Below are 13,665 nucleotides of genomic sequence, written 5' to 3' on the forward strand. Positions count from 1 at the left end.
TCAGAGCCTCCGGGTGGCGAGTGTGAGCCGGTCACGGGCGTCGAACAGCGCGTCCTTCACCATCTGCTCGTGCGCGGGCGTCAGCCGCGCCACCGGCACCGAGCAGCTGATCGCGTCGCGCGCGGGAGTGCGGTACGGGATCGCCACGCCGAAGCAGCGCAGCCCCAGGGTGTTCTCCTCGCGGTCCACCGCGAAGCCCTGCTCCCGCACCTGGTGCAGCTCCTCGATGAGCTTCTCCCGGTCGGTGATGGTGTGCTCGGTCAGGGCCGGCAGCGTCTCGGGCAGCATCTTGCGGACCTGCTCGTCCGAGTAGGTGCTCAGCAGCGCCTTGCCCAGCGATGTGGAGTGCGCGGGCAGCCGGCGGCCGACCCGGGTGAAGGGGCGCAGATAGTGCTGCGACTGGCGGGTGGCGAGATAGACGACGTTCGTGCCGTCCAGACGGGCCAGGTGGATCGTCTCCGTCGTGTCGTCCGACAGCCGGTCCAGCGTCGGACGGGCCACCGCGACCACCTCGTCGCCGTCGATGTACGAGGTGCCGACCAGCAACGCCCGCACCCCGATGCCGTACCGCGTGCCCGTCGCGTCCGTCTCCACCCAGCCCAGCTCCACGAGCGTGCGCAGCAGCATGTACAGGCTGGACTTGGGGTACCCGACGGCCTCCTGGACCGCCGCGAGGGAGTGCATACCAGGGCGTCCGGCGAAGTACTCCAGCAGCTCAACGGTCCGTACCGCGGACTTGACCTGTGCCCCGCCGCCTGTCTCGGCTGCCGACATCGCCCTTGACCCCTTCGTTCGACGGGAAATAGTCTCCGACAGCATATTCATCATCAGAGACAGCGTTCAGCATATCGAACGACCCTGGTGGATGACCTTAGATACTGCGGCAATAAGCGGCAATAGGCCGACAGCAAATCAATGTGGAGGGACCCGCGGTGGCAGCAGCACCAGTCTGGAGTGTCGACCCCCGAACCGGGAAGCAGCGTGAGCAGGTTGCGGTGGAGGCCACAGCCCAGGAGGTGGACACCACCGTCCGCGCCGCGCACGCCGCGCGGAGCGCACTCGCGGACCGCGCGGTCCGCGCGGCGTTCCTGCGCGCCGCCGCCGACGGCCTCGAGGCGTCCAAGGACCACCTCGTCGAGGCCGCCGACGCCGAGACCGCGCTCGGCCCGGTCCGGCTGACCGGCGAACTCGCCCGCACCTGCTACCAGCTGCGGGCCTTCGCGGACATCGTCGACGAGGGCGCCTTCCTCGACGTCGTCATCAACCACCCCGACGACACCGCGACCCCGCCGATCCCGGACCTGCGCCGGTACAAGGTGCCGCTCGGTGTCGTCGCCGTCTACTCGGCCTCCAACTTCCCCTTCGCCTTCTCGGTCGCCGGCGGCGACACCGCGAGCGCGCTGGGCGCGGGCTGCCCGGTCGTCGTCAAGGCCCACCCCGACCACCCGGGTCTGTCCGAGCTGGTCGCGTCCGTCCTTCGCCGGGCGGCGGCAGCGCACGACATCCCCGAGGGCGTCGTCGGTCTCGTCCACGGCTTCGAGGCGGGCATCGAGCTGATCAAGCACCCGCTGGTCACCGCCGCGGGCTTCACCGGTTCCATCCGGGGCGGACGTGCCCTCTTCGACGCGGCGGCCGCGCGGCCGGTGCCGATCCCGTTCCACGGCGAGCTGGGGTCGCTGAACCCCGTCGTGATCACGGAGGCGGCCGCGGCCGAACGGGCCGAGGCGATCGGTGCGGGCCTCGCCGGTTCCATGACGCTGGGTGTCGGCCAGTTCTGCGTGAAGCCGGGCCTGGTGCTGGCGCCGGCCGGTGCGTCGGGCGACCGTCTGCTGAAGTCCCTGACCGACGCCGTCAGCGACACCGAGGCCGGGGTGCTCCTCGACCACCGCATGCGGGACAACTTCGTCGCGGGCGTCGCCGAGCGGGCCGAACTCCCCGACGTCGAGACGCCGGTGACGCCGGGCGCGGGCGGTGAGCACACGGTGAGCGCGGGCTTCCTGACGGTGGCCGCGGAGAAGCTGACCAGCGAGGGGGCGTACGACCTTCTGCTGGAGGAGTGCTTCGGTCCGGTCACGGTCGTGGCCCGCTACGAGGACGACGCCGAGGCGCAGGCCGTGCTGTCCCGTCTGCCGGGCAACCTCACGGCGACGGTTCATCTGTCGACGGAGGAGGCGGCCGGAGAGGGCCGTGGCGCGGAGATCCTGGCGGAGCTGACGCCGCTCGCCGGTCGTGTGCTGGTCAATGGCTGGCCCACGGGTGTCGCTGTGGCTCCGGCCCAGCATCACGGGGGTCCGTACCCGGCCACGACGTCGACGTCCACGTCTGTGGGCGGTACGGCTATCGAGCGGTGGCTGCGGCCGGTGGCGTATCAGAACGCGCCGGCTGCGCTGCTTCCCGCGGAGCTTCGGGACGAGAATCCGCTGGGGCTGCCGCGTCGGTTCAACGGGCGTTTGGAACGGTAGCGCCATAGGGGTTGCGGTTTGTTCGCGGGCTGCGGGCCGGTGGGGGCTGGTCGCGCAGTTCCCCGCGCCCCTGAGGGGCGTGTACTTGCCCTTGAGATGAATAGGTACTGGACGTGGAAATTCCTGAACTTCCCTACGAGGTCGAGTTAGCTCGATCGTGTGATGGTCGGCTCGCGGGCTTGCGGCCCTGTGGGCCGATCGGGTTAACGTGATCGTGCGATCTGGGACGCCGGGTACGGCGCCAGCGTGCGGGCCCCCGCTCCACCAGAGTGATGGTCCGGGGCCTCCCCGCCGCCACTGGCCGTACCCACCTGGCCAGGTCGCGCAGGGAACTGGCCTCCCGGGATCGGACCACGCACAGGATGCGTGTCGCCGCCCTGGGGTTGAGTACGCCGGGGACCAGTGCGTCCAAGACCGTTCGGGGCGTGCGGCCAAGCGGGCTCACTCCTGCTCAGTCTTCAGGAACGGTGTTGTACGTCCATGTCGGTGAGCGGGCCTGGGCCAAGCTGTGTCTGGAGTACTCCCCGGATGTGCCCACCGTCTGCACGGTGGTCACCCGGGGGCACTCCGACGACGCCAATGCCTGGACGGTCGAGGGCAGTTCCGTTCTGGCTCCGGGTGAGCCGGACCGGCCGCGCCTTCGCCTTTCACGCCTCGCGGGACGGGAAGCGCTGGACATTCGTCCGGCTCTTCACGCTGGGGGAGGAGAAGGAGACCGGGGCGGCCCTGGTCGGGTTCATGGCGCAGTCGCCGATGGGGGAGGGCTGCGTGGTGACGTACGACCACATCGATTTCCGGCCTAGCTGGCCGCGCGACCTGCGAGACGGAAGCTGAGCGCACCCGTCACCACGAGCAGGGCCGCGCCGATGCCGAGGCTCACCCGCATTCCCGCCTCGAAACCGCCGGAGACCAGCGCCCCGAACACGGCGATGCCGAGCCCTCCGGCCACCTGCCGCGCCGCGTTGAGCACCCCCGCCGCCAGGCCGGCCCGCTCGGCCGGCACCGCGTCCAGCATCATGGCCGTCAACGGCGGCACCGTGAGGGCGCAGCCGAGGGCCATGGGGACGAGCAGCGCGGCCACCAGGGCGGGAGACGTGGCGCTGTCGACGTACAGGAGAAGGAGCAGTCCGGCCGCCGCCAGGCCCTGGCCCGCCAGCATCGGCACCCGCGGCCCGTACCGGTCCGCCAGCTTTCCCGACAGTACGTTCGTCACCGCGATCAGTCCGGTCATCGGCAGGAACATCAGGCCGGCGTAGAGCGCGGAGCGGCCCTGGACCTGCTGGAAGAAGAGGGAGAAGAGGAAGACCACGCCGTAGAAGGCCACGCTGCACGCCGCCCCCGCCGCGACGGCCACGGACACGGCCCGGTCGCGGAACAGGCCGAGCGGTACGACGGGATGCGGCTGCCGGGCTTCGACGCGGACGAAGGCCACGCCTGCCGCGACGGCCACCGCAAGGGCCACCAGACCCGTCCGCCCGCCCTCGATCACCGCGAACGTCAGTGCCGTGAGGGCGACGACCGCGGTCAGCTGGCCGGGCAGGTCGAGGGGTGCCGGGCGGCGTTCCGACCGCGGTGCGCGCACCAGCAGGGCGAGGGCCACCGCGCCCAGCGGCAGGTTGATGAAGAAGATGCCCCGCCAGTCCCAGGCGGTCGTCAGCACACCGCCCGCCACCGGGCCCAGCGCCACCGCCACGGCACCGCCCGCCGCCCACGTGGCCACCGCACGCGCCCGCCGCGCCGGATCGCCGTACGCCTGCCGCACCAGCGCCAGCGAGGCCGGCAGCACCACGGCCGCCGCCACGCCCTGCACCACGCGCGCACCGATCAGCGTCGGCAGGGTCGGCGCGAGACCGCAGGCCGCGGAGGCCAGCGTGAACACCGTGATGCCGATCGCGTACGCCCGGCTCGCCCCGGCCCGGTCCGAGAAGGCGCCGGTGGACAGCATCAGGGCGGCGAAGGCGAGCGTGTAGGCGTCCACCACCCACTGGAGGCCGGACATCCCGCCGCCGAGGGCGGAGCCGATGGACGGCAGCGCCACGTTCACCACGGACGCGTCCAGGGTGATCAGCGCGAAGCCGAGGAGGGCGGCGGCGAGGGTGAGAGAGGGAGAAGGGGCAGGGGAGGGTTTCTTGGGCATCAACTCCCCATTGTCACTCGTGCGTTCGTCGCTCCCGGTGAGGTGATTCGTTGACATGCCCTCCATGCTGCTGATCTCCGGGGGCCTACAGTAGTGGCCTGAACGCCATACGTCCGGAGGTTCTGGCCATGGCCCGCCCACGCGGTCCCCGCCGTGTCGCCGTCATCGCGGCGACGCCCGTCTCGATGTTCAACCTGGCCATCCCGGAGCTCCTCTTCGAGCGGGTGGAGATCGACGGCGGTCCGGGCTACGAGGTGGTCATCTGCGCTCCGGAGCCAGGCCCCGTCCCCACCACCGGAGGCCTCGACCTCCAGGTACGGCACGGGCTGGAGGCGGTACGGGCGGCGGACATGGCCGTCGTCGCAGGGACCGGGCAGCGGTACGTGCCCGACCCGCGCACGGTGGCCGCCGTGCGCGAGGCCGCCGCCGCGGGCAAGCGGATCGCGTCCATCTGCAGCGGCGCGTTCGTCCTGGCCGAGGCGGGGCTGCTGGACGGCCGCCGGGCCACCACGTACTGGAACCAGGCCGACGAGCTGCGCGAGCGGTACCCGGCGGTCGACGTCACCGGCGACGTCCTCTACGTGCAGGACGGCCAGATCATGACGTCCTCCGGGTACGCCGCCGGTATCGACCTGTGCCTGCACATCATCCGCACCGACTACGGCGCCGCCGCGGCCAACCAGGTCGCCCGCCTCGCCCTGGTCGCCCCCGTCCGCCCCGGCGGCCAGACCCAGTTCACGCAGACCCCGCTGCCGCCCGAGCGCGGTACCGCCTGCGCCGACACCCGCGGCTGGGCCATGCGCAACCTCGACAAGCCGCTCACCCTGACCGATCTGGCCCGCCATGCGGGAGTCTCCGTACGCACCCTCACGCGCCGCTTCCACGCCGAGAGCGGCGTCAGCCCCCTCCAGTGGCTGCTCCACCAGCGCATCGAGCGCGCGAAGGAGCTCCTGGAGACCACCGGCCTGCCCATGGATCAGGTGGCCCACGCCAGCGGCCTCGGCACGGCCGACTCGCTGCGGGCGCACCTGGTCCGGCGCACCGGTCTGACGCCGAGCGCGTACCGGGCGCAGTTCAGCCGCCTGAGAGCACTCGCGTACGTATCACCCGCCCTCGCGCCCGCGGAATGAACCGCGCTGCTTGAACGTTCATACACTCGCCGAGGAGGGGAACCTCCGCCCCCGCACGCCCTGGAGAAAGCCGAGAACATGCGCGTCGAGATCTGGTCGGACATCGCCTGCCCCTGGTGCTACGTGGGCAAGGCCCGCTTCGAGAAGGCGCTGGAGGCCTTCCCGTACCGTGAGCAGGTCGAGGTGGTGCACCGGTCCTTCGAGCTGGACCCCGGCCGCGCCAAGCAGGACATCCAGCCCGTGATCACCATGCTTACCAAGAAGTACGGCATGAGCGAGGCGCAGGCCCAGGCAGGCGAGGAGAACCTCGGTGCGCAGGCCGCAGCCGAGGGACTGGAGTACCGCACCCACGGCCGTGACCACGGCAGCACCTTCGACATGCACCGCCTCCTCCACCTCGCCAAGGAGCAGGGCCGCCAGGACGAGCTCCTCGCCCGGCTCTACAAGGCCAACTTCGCCGAGGAGCGGTCCGTGTACTCCGAGGGCGACGAGCGGCTGGTCGAGCTGGCCGTCGCCGCCGGCCTCGACGCCGACGACGTACGCAGGGTGCTCGCCGACCCCACCGCCTACGCCGACGCGGTCCGCGCCGACGAACGCGAGGCGGCCGAGCTCGGTGCGAGCGGCGTGCCCTTCTTCGTCCTCGACCGCAAGTACGGCGTCTCCGGCGCCCAGCCCGCCGAGGTCTTCGCGCAGGCGCTGACGCAGGCATGGGGCGAGCGCCCGCCGCTGCAGCTGATCGACCAGGGGGACGCGGACGCCTGCGGTCCCGACGGGTGCGCGGTGCCGCAGCACTGAGGAACCCCGCAGGTGGGGACGGATGTATAAGCATCCCTAAGGGGATTCACGTAAAGATTCGCAATGGACTACAGGTTGTCCGGGCCTCACAGTGAAGACATGGAGACCTTCGAGAGCCTGATCCGTTCCGAGTTCGCCCCGAAACGCACCTTCCTGAACACCGCGAGCAGCGGCCTGCTGCCCGCCCGCACCGTGGCCGCCCTTCAGGAGGCCGCGCTGATGCGGGCCGACGGCAGGCCGCTGGGCGCGCTGTACGACGACGTGGAGACCGCCCGGGCCGCCTTCGCCCGGCTGGCCGGCGTCCCGGCCGGACGGGTGGCGGCGGGCTCCTCGGTCGCCGCCCACACCGGGCTGGTCGCCGCCTCGCTGCCCGCGGGCGCCGAAGTCCTCACCGCCGAGGACGACTTCACCTCCGTCGTGAACCCCTTCCACGCCCGCGGCGACCTCAAGGTGCGGGCCGTGCCGCTGGAGCGGATCGCCGAGTCCGTCCGCCCGGGCACCGCGCTCGTCGCGGTCAGCTCCGCGCAGTCCGCCGACGGACGGATCGCCGACCTGCCGGCGCTCCGGGAGGCGGCCCGGGAGCACGGCGCCCGCACGTACGTCGACGTCTCCCAGTCCGCCGGCTGGCTGCCGATGGAGGCCGACGCGTACGACTACACCGTCGCCGTCGGATACAAGTGGCTGCTCGGGCCGCACGGGGTGGGTTTCCTCGTCGTGCCGGAGGACTTCGAAGAGCTGACGCCGATCCTGGCGGGCTGGGTGGCGGGGGAGAACCCCTGGGACAGCTGCTACGGACCCGTCACCGAACTCGCCCACTCCGCCCGGCGCTTCGACCTGCCCCCGGCGCTCTTCTCGTACGCCGGCCTGCGCCGCTCCCTCGAACTCGTCGAGGAACTCGGCGTCGACGCCATCCACACCCACGACCTCGCCCTCGCCGACCGCTTCCGTACGGGCCTCGCCACCCTCGGGCACGAACCGGTCCCCGCCCCCGGCTCGGCGATCGTCTCCGTCCCCGGACTCGGTCACCGCCAGGCCGACCTGAGCAGCGCCGGGATCGAGGTCTCCAACCGCGCGGGCAACCTGCGCGCCTCCTTCCACCTCTACAACACGACGGCGGACGTGGACCGGCTGCTGGACGTCCTGTCCGGCTGAACCGGTGGCGCGGACCCGTCGGGGACGCTAGGAAGGGGCACAGGGGTGGTGGTGCCGTTGGAGTCCACGGGCAAGACGTCCGTCGAACCGTCCGCCGACACGGAGCTGCACCGGCGGCTGGTCTACGGCGACGAGTCCGCGCTGGCCGAGGTGTACACGGCGTACGGCGGGCTGGTGCGGCGGGTCGCCCTGCGCGTCACCCGGAGCCCGGCCGCCGCCGAGGACGTGGCGCAGGAGGTCTTCGCCCAGCTGTGGAGCAGGCCGTACGCCTTCGACGCGGGCCGCGGCACCCTGCGCACCTGGCTGTCCGTGCTCGCCCACCGGAGGGCCGTCGACTGGGTGCGCAGCGAGGCCCGGCACCGCAAGGACGCCCGCGCCGACGACGCCGCGCTGCACACGATCCCGGACGCCGCTCCCGGCCCCGACGAGGCGGTCGTCGACCGGGAACGCTCCCTGCTCCTGCACTCCGCGCTCGCCGAACTCCCGCAGCCGCAACGGGAGGTGGTCCACCTCGCCTACTTCGCGGGCCGCACCTACCGGCAGGCCGCCGTCGAACTCGGCATCCCCGAGGGCACCGCCAAGACCCGCCTGCGCACGGCGCTGCGCACCTTGGCCGAGACGTTGGCCGACCCACCCGATCCGGCGTGGGAAAGAGGCGCATGATGGCGAGCAGGGGGCTGCGAAAACTGCGGGAACTGCGGAAACTGCGAGAACTGCGGGCACTCGGGGAAGGAGGTGTGCGATGACCAAGGACCACGACGAGGTACGGGACCTGCTGGCCGCCTGGGCCTTCGGTGCCCTGGAACCGGCGGACGAGAAGAAGGTCCCCCTGCACCTGGCCGAGTGCGAGGACTGCGCGGCGGAGGCGGAACGGCTGCGGGAGACGGTACGACTGCTGGACGGATCTCAGGGACCTCAGGGACCCCACGCGCGCCCCGCCGCCGACACGCTCTCGCTCGCCCTGCGTAGCCGCCGGGCCACAGCCCGTGTCGCCGGGCACGCCGCCCCCTACGCCGCCGCCGTCGCCGGACTGAAGGCGCTGCTGCCCGAGGCGGCCGGCCGCTGGTCCACCCCGGTGGTGCACGACTGGGACGTGCACGCGACCCTGGCGCATCTCCTCGCCGCCGACGAGCCACTGGCCGACCGACTGGGCATCGACACATGGGTACGGCCGCCTCTGGACATCGACGCGGACACGCCCTGGGAGGACGCCTGGAACCGGCGTACCGCCGACGTCATCGCCCACGAGTACGGCCGTACGCCCGAGGAGACCGTCGCCGACTGGGCGGCGCAGGCGGACGCGCTGCTGGCCACGCCCGAGGCGCACGACCCCGAACTGGCCGCCCACGCCGTGACGTTGATGGGGATGCGGCTGCCGGTCGCCGAGCACTTCCTGGTGCGGGCCTTCGAGACCTGGGTCCACACCGACGACATCGGCCGCGCTCTTGGCCTGTCCGTCCCGCCGCCGCCCGAGGCACACCTGTGGCAACTGGTCCGGCTGGCCGTCCGCATCCTCGGCCTGTCCCTCGGACCCACCGCACCGCCGGTGCTGTTCGCGGTCACCGGCGGCGACGAATGGGTGCTGGGCTCCGAGGACGAGCCGGTACGCGCCGAACTCACCCTGAACCCCGTCGACTTCTGCCTCCTCGTCGGCGGACGGTACGCACCCGACGAGGTGCCGCGGGGCGCCAACGGCGACGAGGGAGCCGTACGGAACGTACTGGAGCGGGCGGCGTCACTCGCTTGGCTGTGACACCGCCCGCTCCCCGAGGACCTACCGCACCGGCGTGAAGTCCCGTGCCCCGATGCTGCATTCTCCGGGGGACAACCCCCGGACCCCCGGCAGGGCTCGACTCACCGTACGGGAGTGAAATCCCTTGCTCCGATGAACGTCGGCCGCCGCACCGGCGCAGCGAACGGCTCAACCGCCTCGTTCTCCACGCTGTTGAACACGATGAAGACGTTGCTGCGCGGGAAGGGCGTGATGTTGTCGCCCGAGCCGTGCATGCAGTTGCAGTCGAACCAGGTCGCCGAACCGGCCTTGCCGGTGAACAACTTGATGCCGTACTCGCTCGCCATGGCGGTCAGCGCCTCGTCGGACGGCGTGCCCGCGTCCTGCATCTGGAGCGACTTCTTGTAGTTGTCCTTCGGCGTGGCCCCCGCGCACCCGAGGAACGTCTGATGCGACCCCGGCATGATCATGAGACCGCCGTTGGTGTCGTAGTTCTCGGTGAGCGCGATCGAGACCGACACCGTCCGCATGTTCGGCAGACCGTCCTCGGCGTGCCAGGTCTCGAAGTCGGAGTGCCAGTAGAAGCCGCTGGCGCCGAAACCGGGCTTGACGTTGATCCGCGACTGGTGGACGTACACGTCCGAGCCGAGGATCTGCCGGGCCCGGCCGACGACCCGCTCGTCGCGCACGAGGTTCGCGAAGACCTCGCTGATCCGGTGCACCTCGAAGACGGAGCGGATCTCCTGGGTCCTCGGCTCGACGATGGAACGCTCGTCGGCCCGGATCGCGGGATCCGTGACGAGCCGCTCCAACTCCCGGTGGTAGACGGGTACTTCGTCCGGGCCGATGAGCTGGTCGATGGCGAGGAAGCCGTCCCGCTCGAACGACTGGAGCTCGCTGCCGGCGATCGGCCCGGGCGTGCCCGGCGCGGACCACACGACCGGGTCCTTGCGCGGGGTGGCCACCTCGGTGGCGCCACGGCTGGGATAGAGATCGGGGATCTTGGTAGCGGTGGTCATGGTGACGTCACACCTCCTCGGGTTCGGTGAGCAACGGGTAGACCCCGTTCTCGTCGTGGTCCTCCCGGCCGGTCACGGGCGGGTTGAACACACAGATGCAGCGGAAGTCCTCCTTGATCCGCATCGTGTGCCGCTCGTGGCCGTCGAGCAGGTACATGGTCCCGGGCGTGATCGTGTACTTCTGCCCGGTCTCGTCGTCGGTGAGTTCGGCCTCGCCCTCGACGCAGACGACGGCCTCGACGTGGTTCGCGTACCACATCGACGTCTCCGTGCCCGCGTACAGGATCGTCTCGTGCAGCGAGAAGCCGACCTTCTCCTTGGCGAGGACGATGCGTTTGCTCTCCCAGGTGCCCGACTCGGCCTTCACGTGCCGGTCGGTGCCTTCGATGTCCTTGAACGAACGGACGATCACGGTGGTGCGATGCCTCCTAGGTGGATGTACTGAATGGGTCGCGCCGAAGGGGTCAGGCGGTCAGACGGTCAGGCGGTCTCGCGGACGGCGCGGGCCAGGACGCTCAGCCCCGCGTCCAGCTCCTCCGGCGTGATGGTGAGTGCCGGCAGCAGCTTCACGACCTCGCTCTCCGGGCCCGACGTCTCGATGAGCAGCCCGAGTTCGAAGGCGCGGTGCGCGATCTTCCCGGCGCGCTCCTTGTCGTGGAACTCCATACCCCACACGAGCCCGCGCCCCCGGTACTCCTTCACGTCGGCGAGGTTCTCCTCGGTGATGGAGATGAACGCCTGCTCGACCTGCTCTCCCCGGGCGCGGGTCTGCTTCTCCATCACTGAGCCGTCCGCCCAGTACGCCTCCAGCGTGGCGGTGGCCGTGACGAAGGCGGGGTTGTTGCCGCGGAAGGTGCCGTTGTGCTCGCCCGGCTCCCAGATGTCCAGCTCGGGCTTGAACAGGCACAGCGACATGGGCATGCCGTAGCCGCTGATGGACTTGGACACGGTGACGATGTCGGGCGTGATGCCGGCCTCCTCGAAGGAGAAGAAGGCGCCCGTCCGTCCGCAGCCCATCTGGATGTCGTCGACGATGAGCAGCATGTCCTGCCGCTCGCACAGCTCGGCGAGCGCGCGCAGCCACTCCGGGCGGGCGACGTTGATGCCGCCCTCGCCCTGCACGGTCTCCACGATCACGGCGGCGGGCTTGTTGAGCCCGGAGCCCTGGTCCTCGAGCAGCCGCTCGAACCAGAGGAAGTCCGGGACCTTGCCCTCGAAGTAGTTGTCGAACGGCATCGGCGTCCCGTGCACGAGCGGAATGCCCGCGCCGGCCCGCTTGAAGGCGTTGCCGGTCACGGCGAGCGAGCCGAGCGACATGCCGTGGAAGGCGTTGGTGAAGGACACGATCGCCTCGCGCCCCTTCACCTTCCGCGCCAGCTTCAGCGCGGCCTCCACGGCGTTGGTGCCCGTGGGGCCGGGGAACATGACCTTGTACGGCAGGTCGCGCGGCCGCAGCACCAGGTTCTGGAAGGACTCCAGGAAGGCCCTCTTGGCGGTGGTCGACATGTCGAGACCGTGCGTGACGCCGTCCCGCTCCAGGTAGTCGATCAACGCCCGTTTCAGGACGGGGTTGTTGTGGCCGTAGTTCAGTGAGCCGGCTCCGGCGAAGAAGTCGAGGTACTCGTGGCCGTCCTCGTCGTACATACGGCTGCCCTGGGCACGGTCGAAGACGGCGGGCCAGCCGCGGCAGTAGCTGCGCACCTCGGACTCGAGGGTCTCGAAGACGCTGAGGTCGGGCTGGGTGATGGTCACGACGAATCGCTCCTCGTTGCGTGGGGGTTGCACGGGGGTGGCGTAGGGGTGCGTAGGGGGATTCAGGCGGCGGGCGTGAGGGACAGGGGGCCGATGCGGTACAGGACCTCCGGGTCGTGCGGCCCGTCGGGGAACAGACCCGTGTCGAACAGCACCTCGCGCTCCAGCCGGGCGCCGTGGCGCTCGGCGAACGACGTGAACAGGCGCTCGGAGGCGGTGTTGCCCGGCGTGATGGTGGTCTCGACGTGCTCCGGGGAGGTCCGCGCGACCAGCCCGTCCAGCAGTGCGGCGGCGAGCCCGCGGCCGCGCTGCGCCTCGTCCACCGCCACCTGCCAGACGAGCAGGGTGCCGGGGCGGTCCGGGCGGACGTAACCGGTGACGAAGCCGACCGGCTCGCCGTGCTCGTCGCGCGCGACGGCCGACGTGGCGGCGAAGTCGCGACACCACAGCAGATAGCTGTAGGACGAGTTCAGGTCGAGGACCTTCGAGTCCCTTGCCATCCGCCACAGCGCGGCTCCGTCCGCCACCGCCGGGCGGTCGATTTGCAGGTCTGCTTGTGCGGCAGTCATGCGGATTGAATTTACCGAGGGAAATTCAAAAATGCATCGCTGCTCGGGGTTACGTGCGAGCGCGGTCCGTGTTATCACGCGGGTGCGTGCGAGGTAATGTGCGTGTTTGACCGGATAATCTGGTGCAAACCGGGCGTGATGTGTAACGCGTCACAACCATGTAACCTGCACGAGACCTGCCCGAATTTCACCGGTTGACGTTCGCAGAATCTTTGCGTTTAGGTCGATGAAAAGCGGGCAGAAGAATACGGGAAGCTACGCACATATAGTTTCCCAGAATTACCTCGGGATTATGCTCCGATTACTCCGTCGATTCGCTCCCGCAGAATGTCCGCGTGCCCGTTGTGTCGCGCGTACTCCTCGATCATGTGGACGTACGCCCAGCGCAGACTGACCTCGAGCCCGGCCATCGGCCCGTCGGCGATCCGCCCGATGTCGTCCAGCGACAGCCCGGCGCACACCTCCTCACCGCGGGCGATCTCCCGCTTCCACACGGCCAGCGCCTCGCCCATCCCGCGCTCGGGGTCGAGGACGTACCCGTTCCCCTTGCCGTACACCGGCGGTACGTCGATCCCCGCGGCCACCCGTTGGAACCAGTTCCGCTCGACCTCCGCGAGATGCTGCACCAGCCCGAGCAGCGTGAGCGACGACGGCTCCGCGGACGCGGCCCGCACCTGCGCATCGTCCAGCCCCGCGCACTTCAACTCCAGCGTGGCCCGATGAAAGGCGAGCCAGCTTTCGAGCATGGGCCGCTCGTCACCGGTCATGAGGGGAACGGGGCGGCCGTCGGGGAGGGTAAGAGGAGTGTTGGTGGTCATGCGGCGAGCATGCCACGGGGTTTTTCAGCCCGTCCGGCGTTTGAGGACGAGGCCCTTCGGGCCGAAGCGGGGGTCTGGGGGCGCAGCCCCCAGGGACGG

Annotated in this window: 13 protein-coding genes and 1 pseudogene; 7 read left to right on the top strand and 7 right to left on the bottom strand. The window is 70.6% G+C overall.

Annotated elements, in window-relative coordinates; genetic code table 11:
* Positions 1-774 carry an IclR family transcriptional regulator gene (locus AC5P09_RS35395; RefSeq protein ID WP_266441732.1) on the bottom strand — a complete coding sequence of 258 codons (774 nt, stop codon included), beginning with the start codon at positions 772-774 and terminating at the stop codon, positions 1-3.
* 158 nt (positions 775-932) lie between these two features.
* Here AC5P09_RS35395 and AC5P09_RS35400 point away from each other — a divergent pair, with 158 nt between their 5' ends.
* The gene (locus AC5P09_RS35400) at positions 933-2,462 is read left to right on the top strand and encodes an aldehyde dehydrogenase (NADP(+)) (protein WP_493877811.1); all 1,530 of its coding nucleotides are present in this window, start codon (positions 933-935) and stop codon (positions 2,460-2,462) included.
* 362 nt (positions 2,463-2,824) lie between these two features.
* Positions 2,825-3,296, top strand: a pseudogene (locus tag AC5P09_RS35405) (DUF1349 domain-containing protein).
* Here AC5P09_RS35405 and AC5P09_RS35410 read toward each other — a convergent pair.
* Entirely contained in the window at positions 3,262-4,656 is a 1,395-nt protein-coding gene (locus tag AC5P09_RS35410) for an MFS transporter (protein WP_493877812.1), read from the bottom strand. The pseudogene AC5P09_RS35405 and the gene AC5P09_RS35410 overlap by 35 nt on opposite strands.
* 71 nt (positions 4,657-4,727) lie before the next feature.
* On the opposite strand from AC5P09_RS35410, the gene AC5P09_RS35415 reads away from it, so the two are divergent.
* From AC5P09_RS35415 to AC5P09_RS35435, 5 genes are all read left to right on the top strand, one after another.
* A complete protein-coding gene (locus tag AC5P09_RS35415) occupies positions 4,728-5,729 on the top strand; it encodes a GlxA family transcriptional regulator (RefSeq protein ID WP_493877813.1) in 1,002 nt (333 codons plus the stop codon).
* A gap of 78 nt (positions 5,730-5,807) precedes the next feature.
* Positions 5,808-6,524, top strand: a complete 717-nt coding sequence (locus AC5P09_RS35420) for a DsbA family oxidoreductase (RefSeq protein WP_493877814.1) — start codon at positions 5,808-5,810, stop codon at positions 6,522-6,524.
* Positions 6,525-6,623: 99 nt separating this feature from the next.
* On the top strand, positions 6,624-7,676 hold the full coding sequence (locus tag AC5P09_RS35425; protein WP_493877815.1) for an aminotransferase class V-fold PLP-dependent enzyme: 1,053 nt from the start codon (positions 6,624-6,626) through the stop codon (positions 7,674-7,676).
* 45 nt (positions 7,677-7,721) lie between these two features.
* Positions 7,722-8,339, top strand: coding sequence for an RNA polymerase sigma factor (locus tag AC5P09_RS35430; protein WP_266441748.1), 618 nt, complete (start codon positions 7,722-7,724; stop codon positions 8,337-8,339).
* Between the two features lie 79 nt (positions 8,340-8,418).
* Positions 8,419-9,429, top strand: a complete 1,011-nt coding sequence (locus AC5P09_RS35435; RefSeq protein WP_493877816.1) for a maleylpyruvate isomerase family mycothiol-dependent enzyme — start codon at positions 8,419-8,421, stop codon at positions 9,427-9,429.
* A gap of 101 nt (positions 9,430-9,530) precedes the next feature.
* Here the strand turns inward: AC5P09_RS35435 and thpD are convergent, their stop codons facing one another.
* The 5 genes from thpD to AC5P09_RS35460 all read right to left on the bottom strand — a co-directional run bounded on the left by thpD (position 9,531) and on the right by AC5P09_RS35460 (position 13,566).
* Positions 9,531-10,427 (bottom strand): ectoine hydroxylase, encoded by an 897-nt coding sequence (gene thpD, locus AC5P09_RS35440; protein ID WP_493877817.1) that lies wholly within the window; start codon positions 10,425-10,427, stop codon positions 9,531-9,533.
* 7 nt (positions 10,428-10,434) lie between these two features.
* Positions 10,435-10,839 (bottom strand): ectoine synthase, encoded by a 405-nt coding sequence (locus AC5P09_RS35445; protein WP_266441756.1) that lies wholly within the window; start codon positions 10,837-10,839, stop codon positions 10,435-10,437.
* Between the two features lie 68 nt (positions 10,840-10,907).
* Positions 10,908-12,179, bottom strand: coding sequence for a diaminobutyrate--2-oxoglutarate transaminase (gene ectB, locus AC5P09_RS35450; protein ID WP_493877818.1), 1,272 nt, complete (start codon positions 12,177-12,179; stop codon positions 10,908-10,910).
* Between the two features lie 62 nt (positions 12,180-12,241).
* Positions 12,242-12,748, bottom strand: a complete 507-nt coding sequence (ectA, locus tag AC5P09_RS35455) for a diaminobutyrate acetyltransferase (RefSeq protein WP_493877819.1) — start codon at positions 12,746-12,748, stop codon at positions 12,242-12,244.
* Positions 12,749-13,038: 290 nt separating this feature from the next.
* The gene (locus AC5P09_RS35460) at positions 13,039-13,566 is read right to left on the bottom strand and encodes a DinB family protein (protein ID WP_493877820.1); all 528 of its coding nucleotides are present in this window, start codon (positions 13,564-13,566) and stop codon (positions 13,039-13,041) included.
* Positions 13,567-13,665 lie beyond the last annotated feature (99 nt).

It is taken from the genome of Streptomyces sp. a15 (assembly GCF_059026085.1).

Excerpts from the sequence above, each read along its gene's own strand:
- AC5P09_RS35395 (WP_266441732.1), bottom strand. The coding sequence starts at position 774 with ATGTCGGCAGCCGAGACAGGCGGCGGGGCACAGGTCAAGTCCGCGGTA.
- AC5P09_RS35410 (WP_493877812.1), bottom strand. The coding sequence starts at position 4,656 with ATGTCAACGAATCACCTCACCGGGAGCGACGAACGCACGAGTGACAAT.
- AC5P09_RS35415 (WP_493877813.1), top strand. The coding sequence starts at position 4,728 with ATGGCCCGCCCACGCGGTCCCCGCCGTGTCGCCGTCATCGCGGCGACG.
- AC5P09_RS35420 (WP_493877814.1), top strand. The coding sequence starts at position 5,808 with ATGCGCGTCGAGATCTGGTCGGACATCGCCTGCCCCTGGTGCTACGTG.
- AC5P09_RS35425 (WP_493877815.1), top strand. The coding sequence starts at position 6,624 with ATGGAGACCTTCGAGAGCCTGATCCGTTCCGAGTTCGCCCCGAAACGC.
- AC5P09_RS35435 (WP_493877816.1), top strand. The coding sequence starts at position 8,419 with ATGACCAAGGACCACGACGAGGTACGGGACCTGCTGGCCGCCTGGGCC.
- thpD (WP_493877817.1), bottom strand. The coding sequence starts at position 10,427 with ATGACCACCGCTACCAAGATCCCCGATCTCTATCCCAGCCGTGGCGCC.
- ectA (WP_493877819.1), bottom strand. The coding sequence starts at position 12,748 with ATGACTGCCGCACAAGCAGACCTGCAAATCGACCGCCCGGCGGTGGCG.
- AC5P09_RS35460 (WP_493877820.1), bottom strand. The coding sequence starts at position 13,566 with ATGACCACCAACACTCCTCTTACCCTCCCCGACGGCCGCCCCGTTCCC.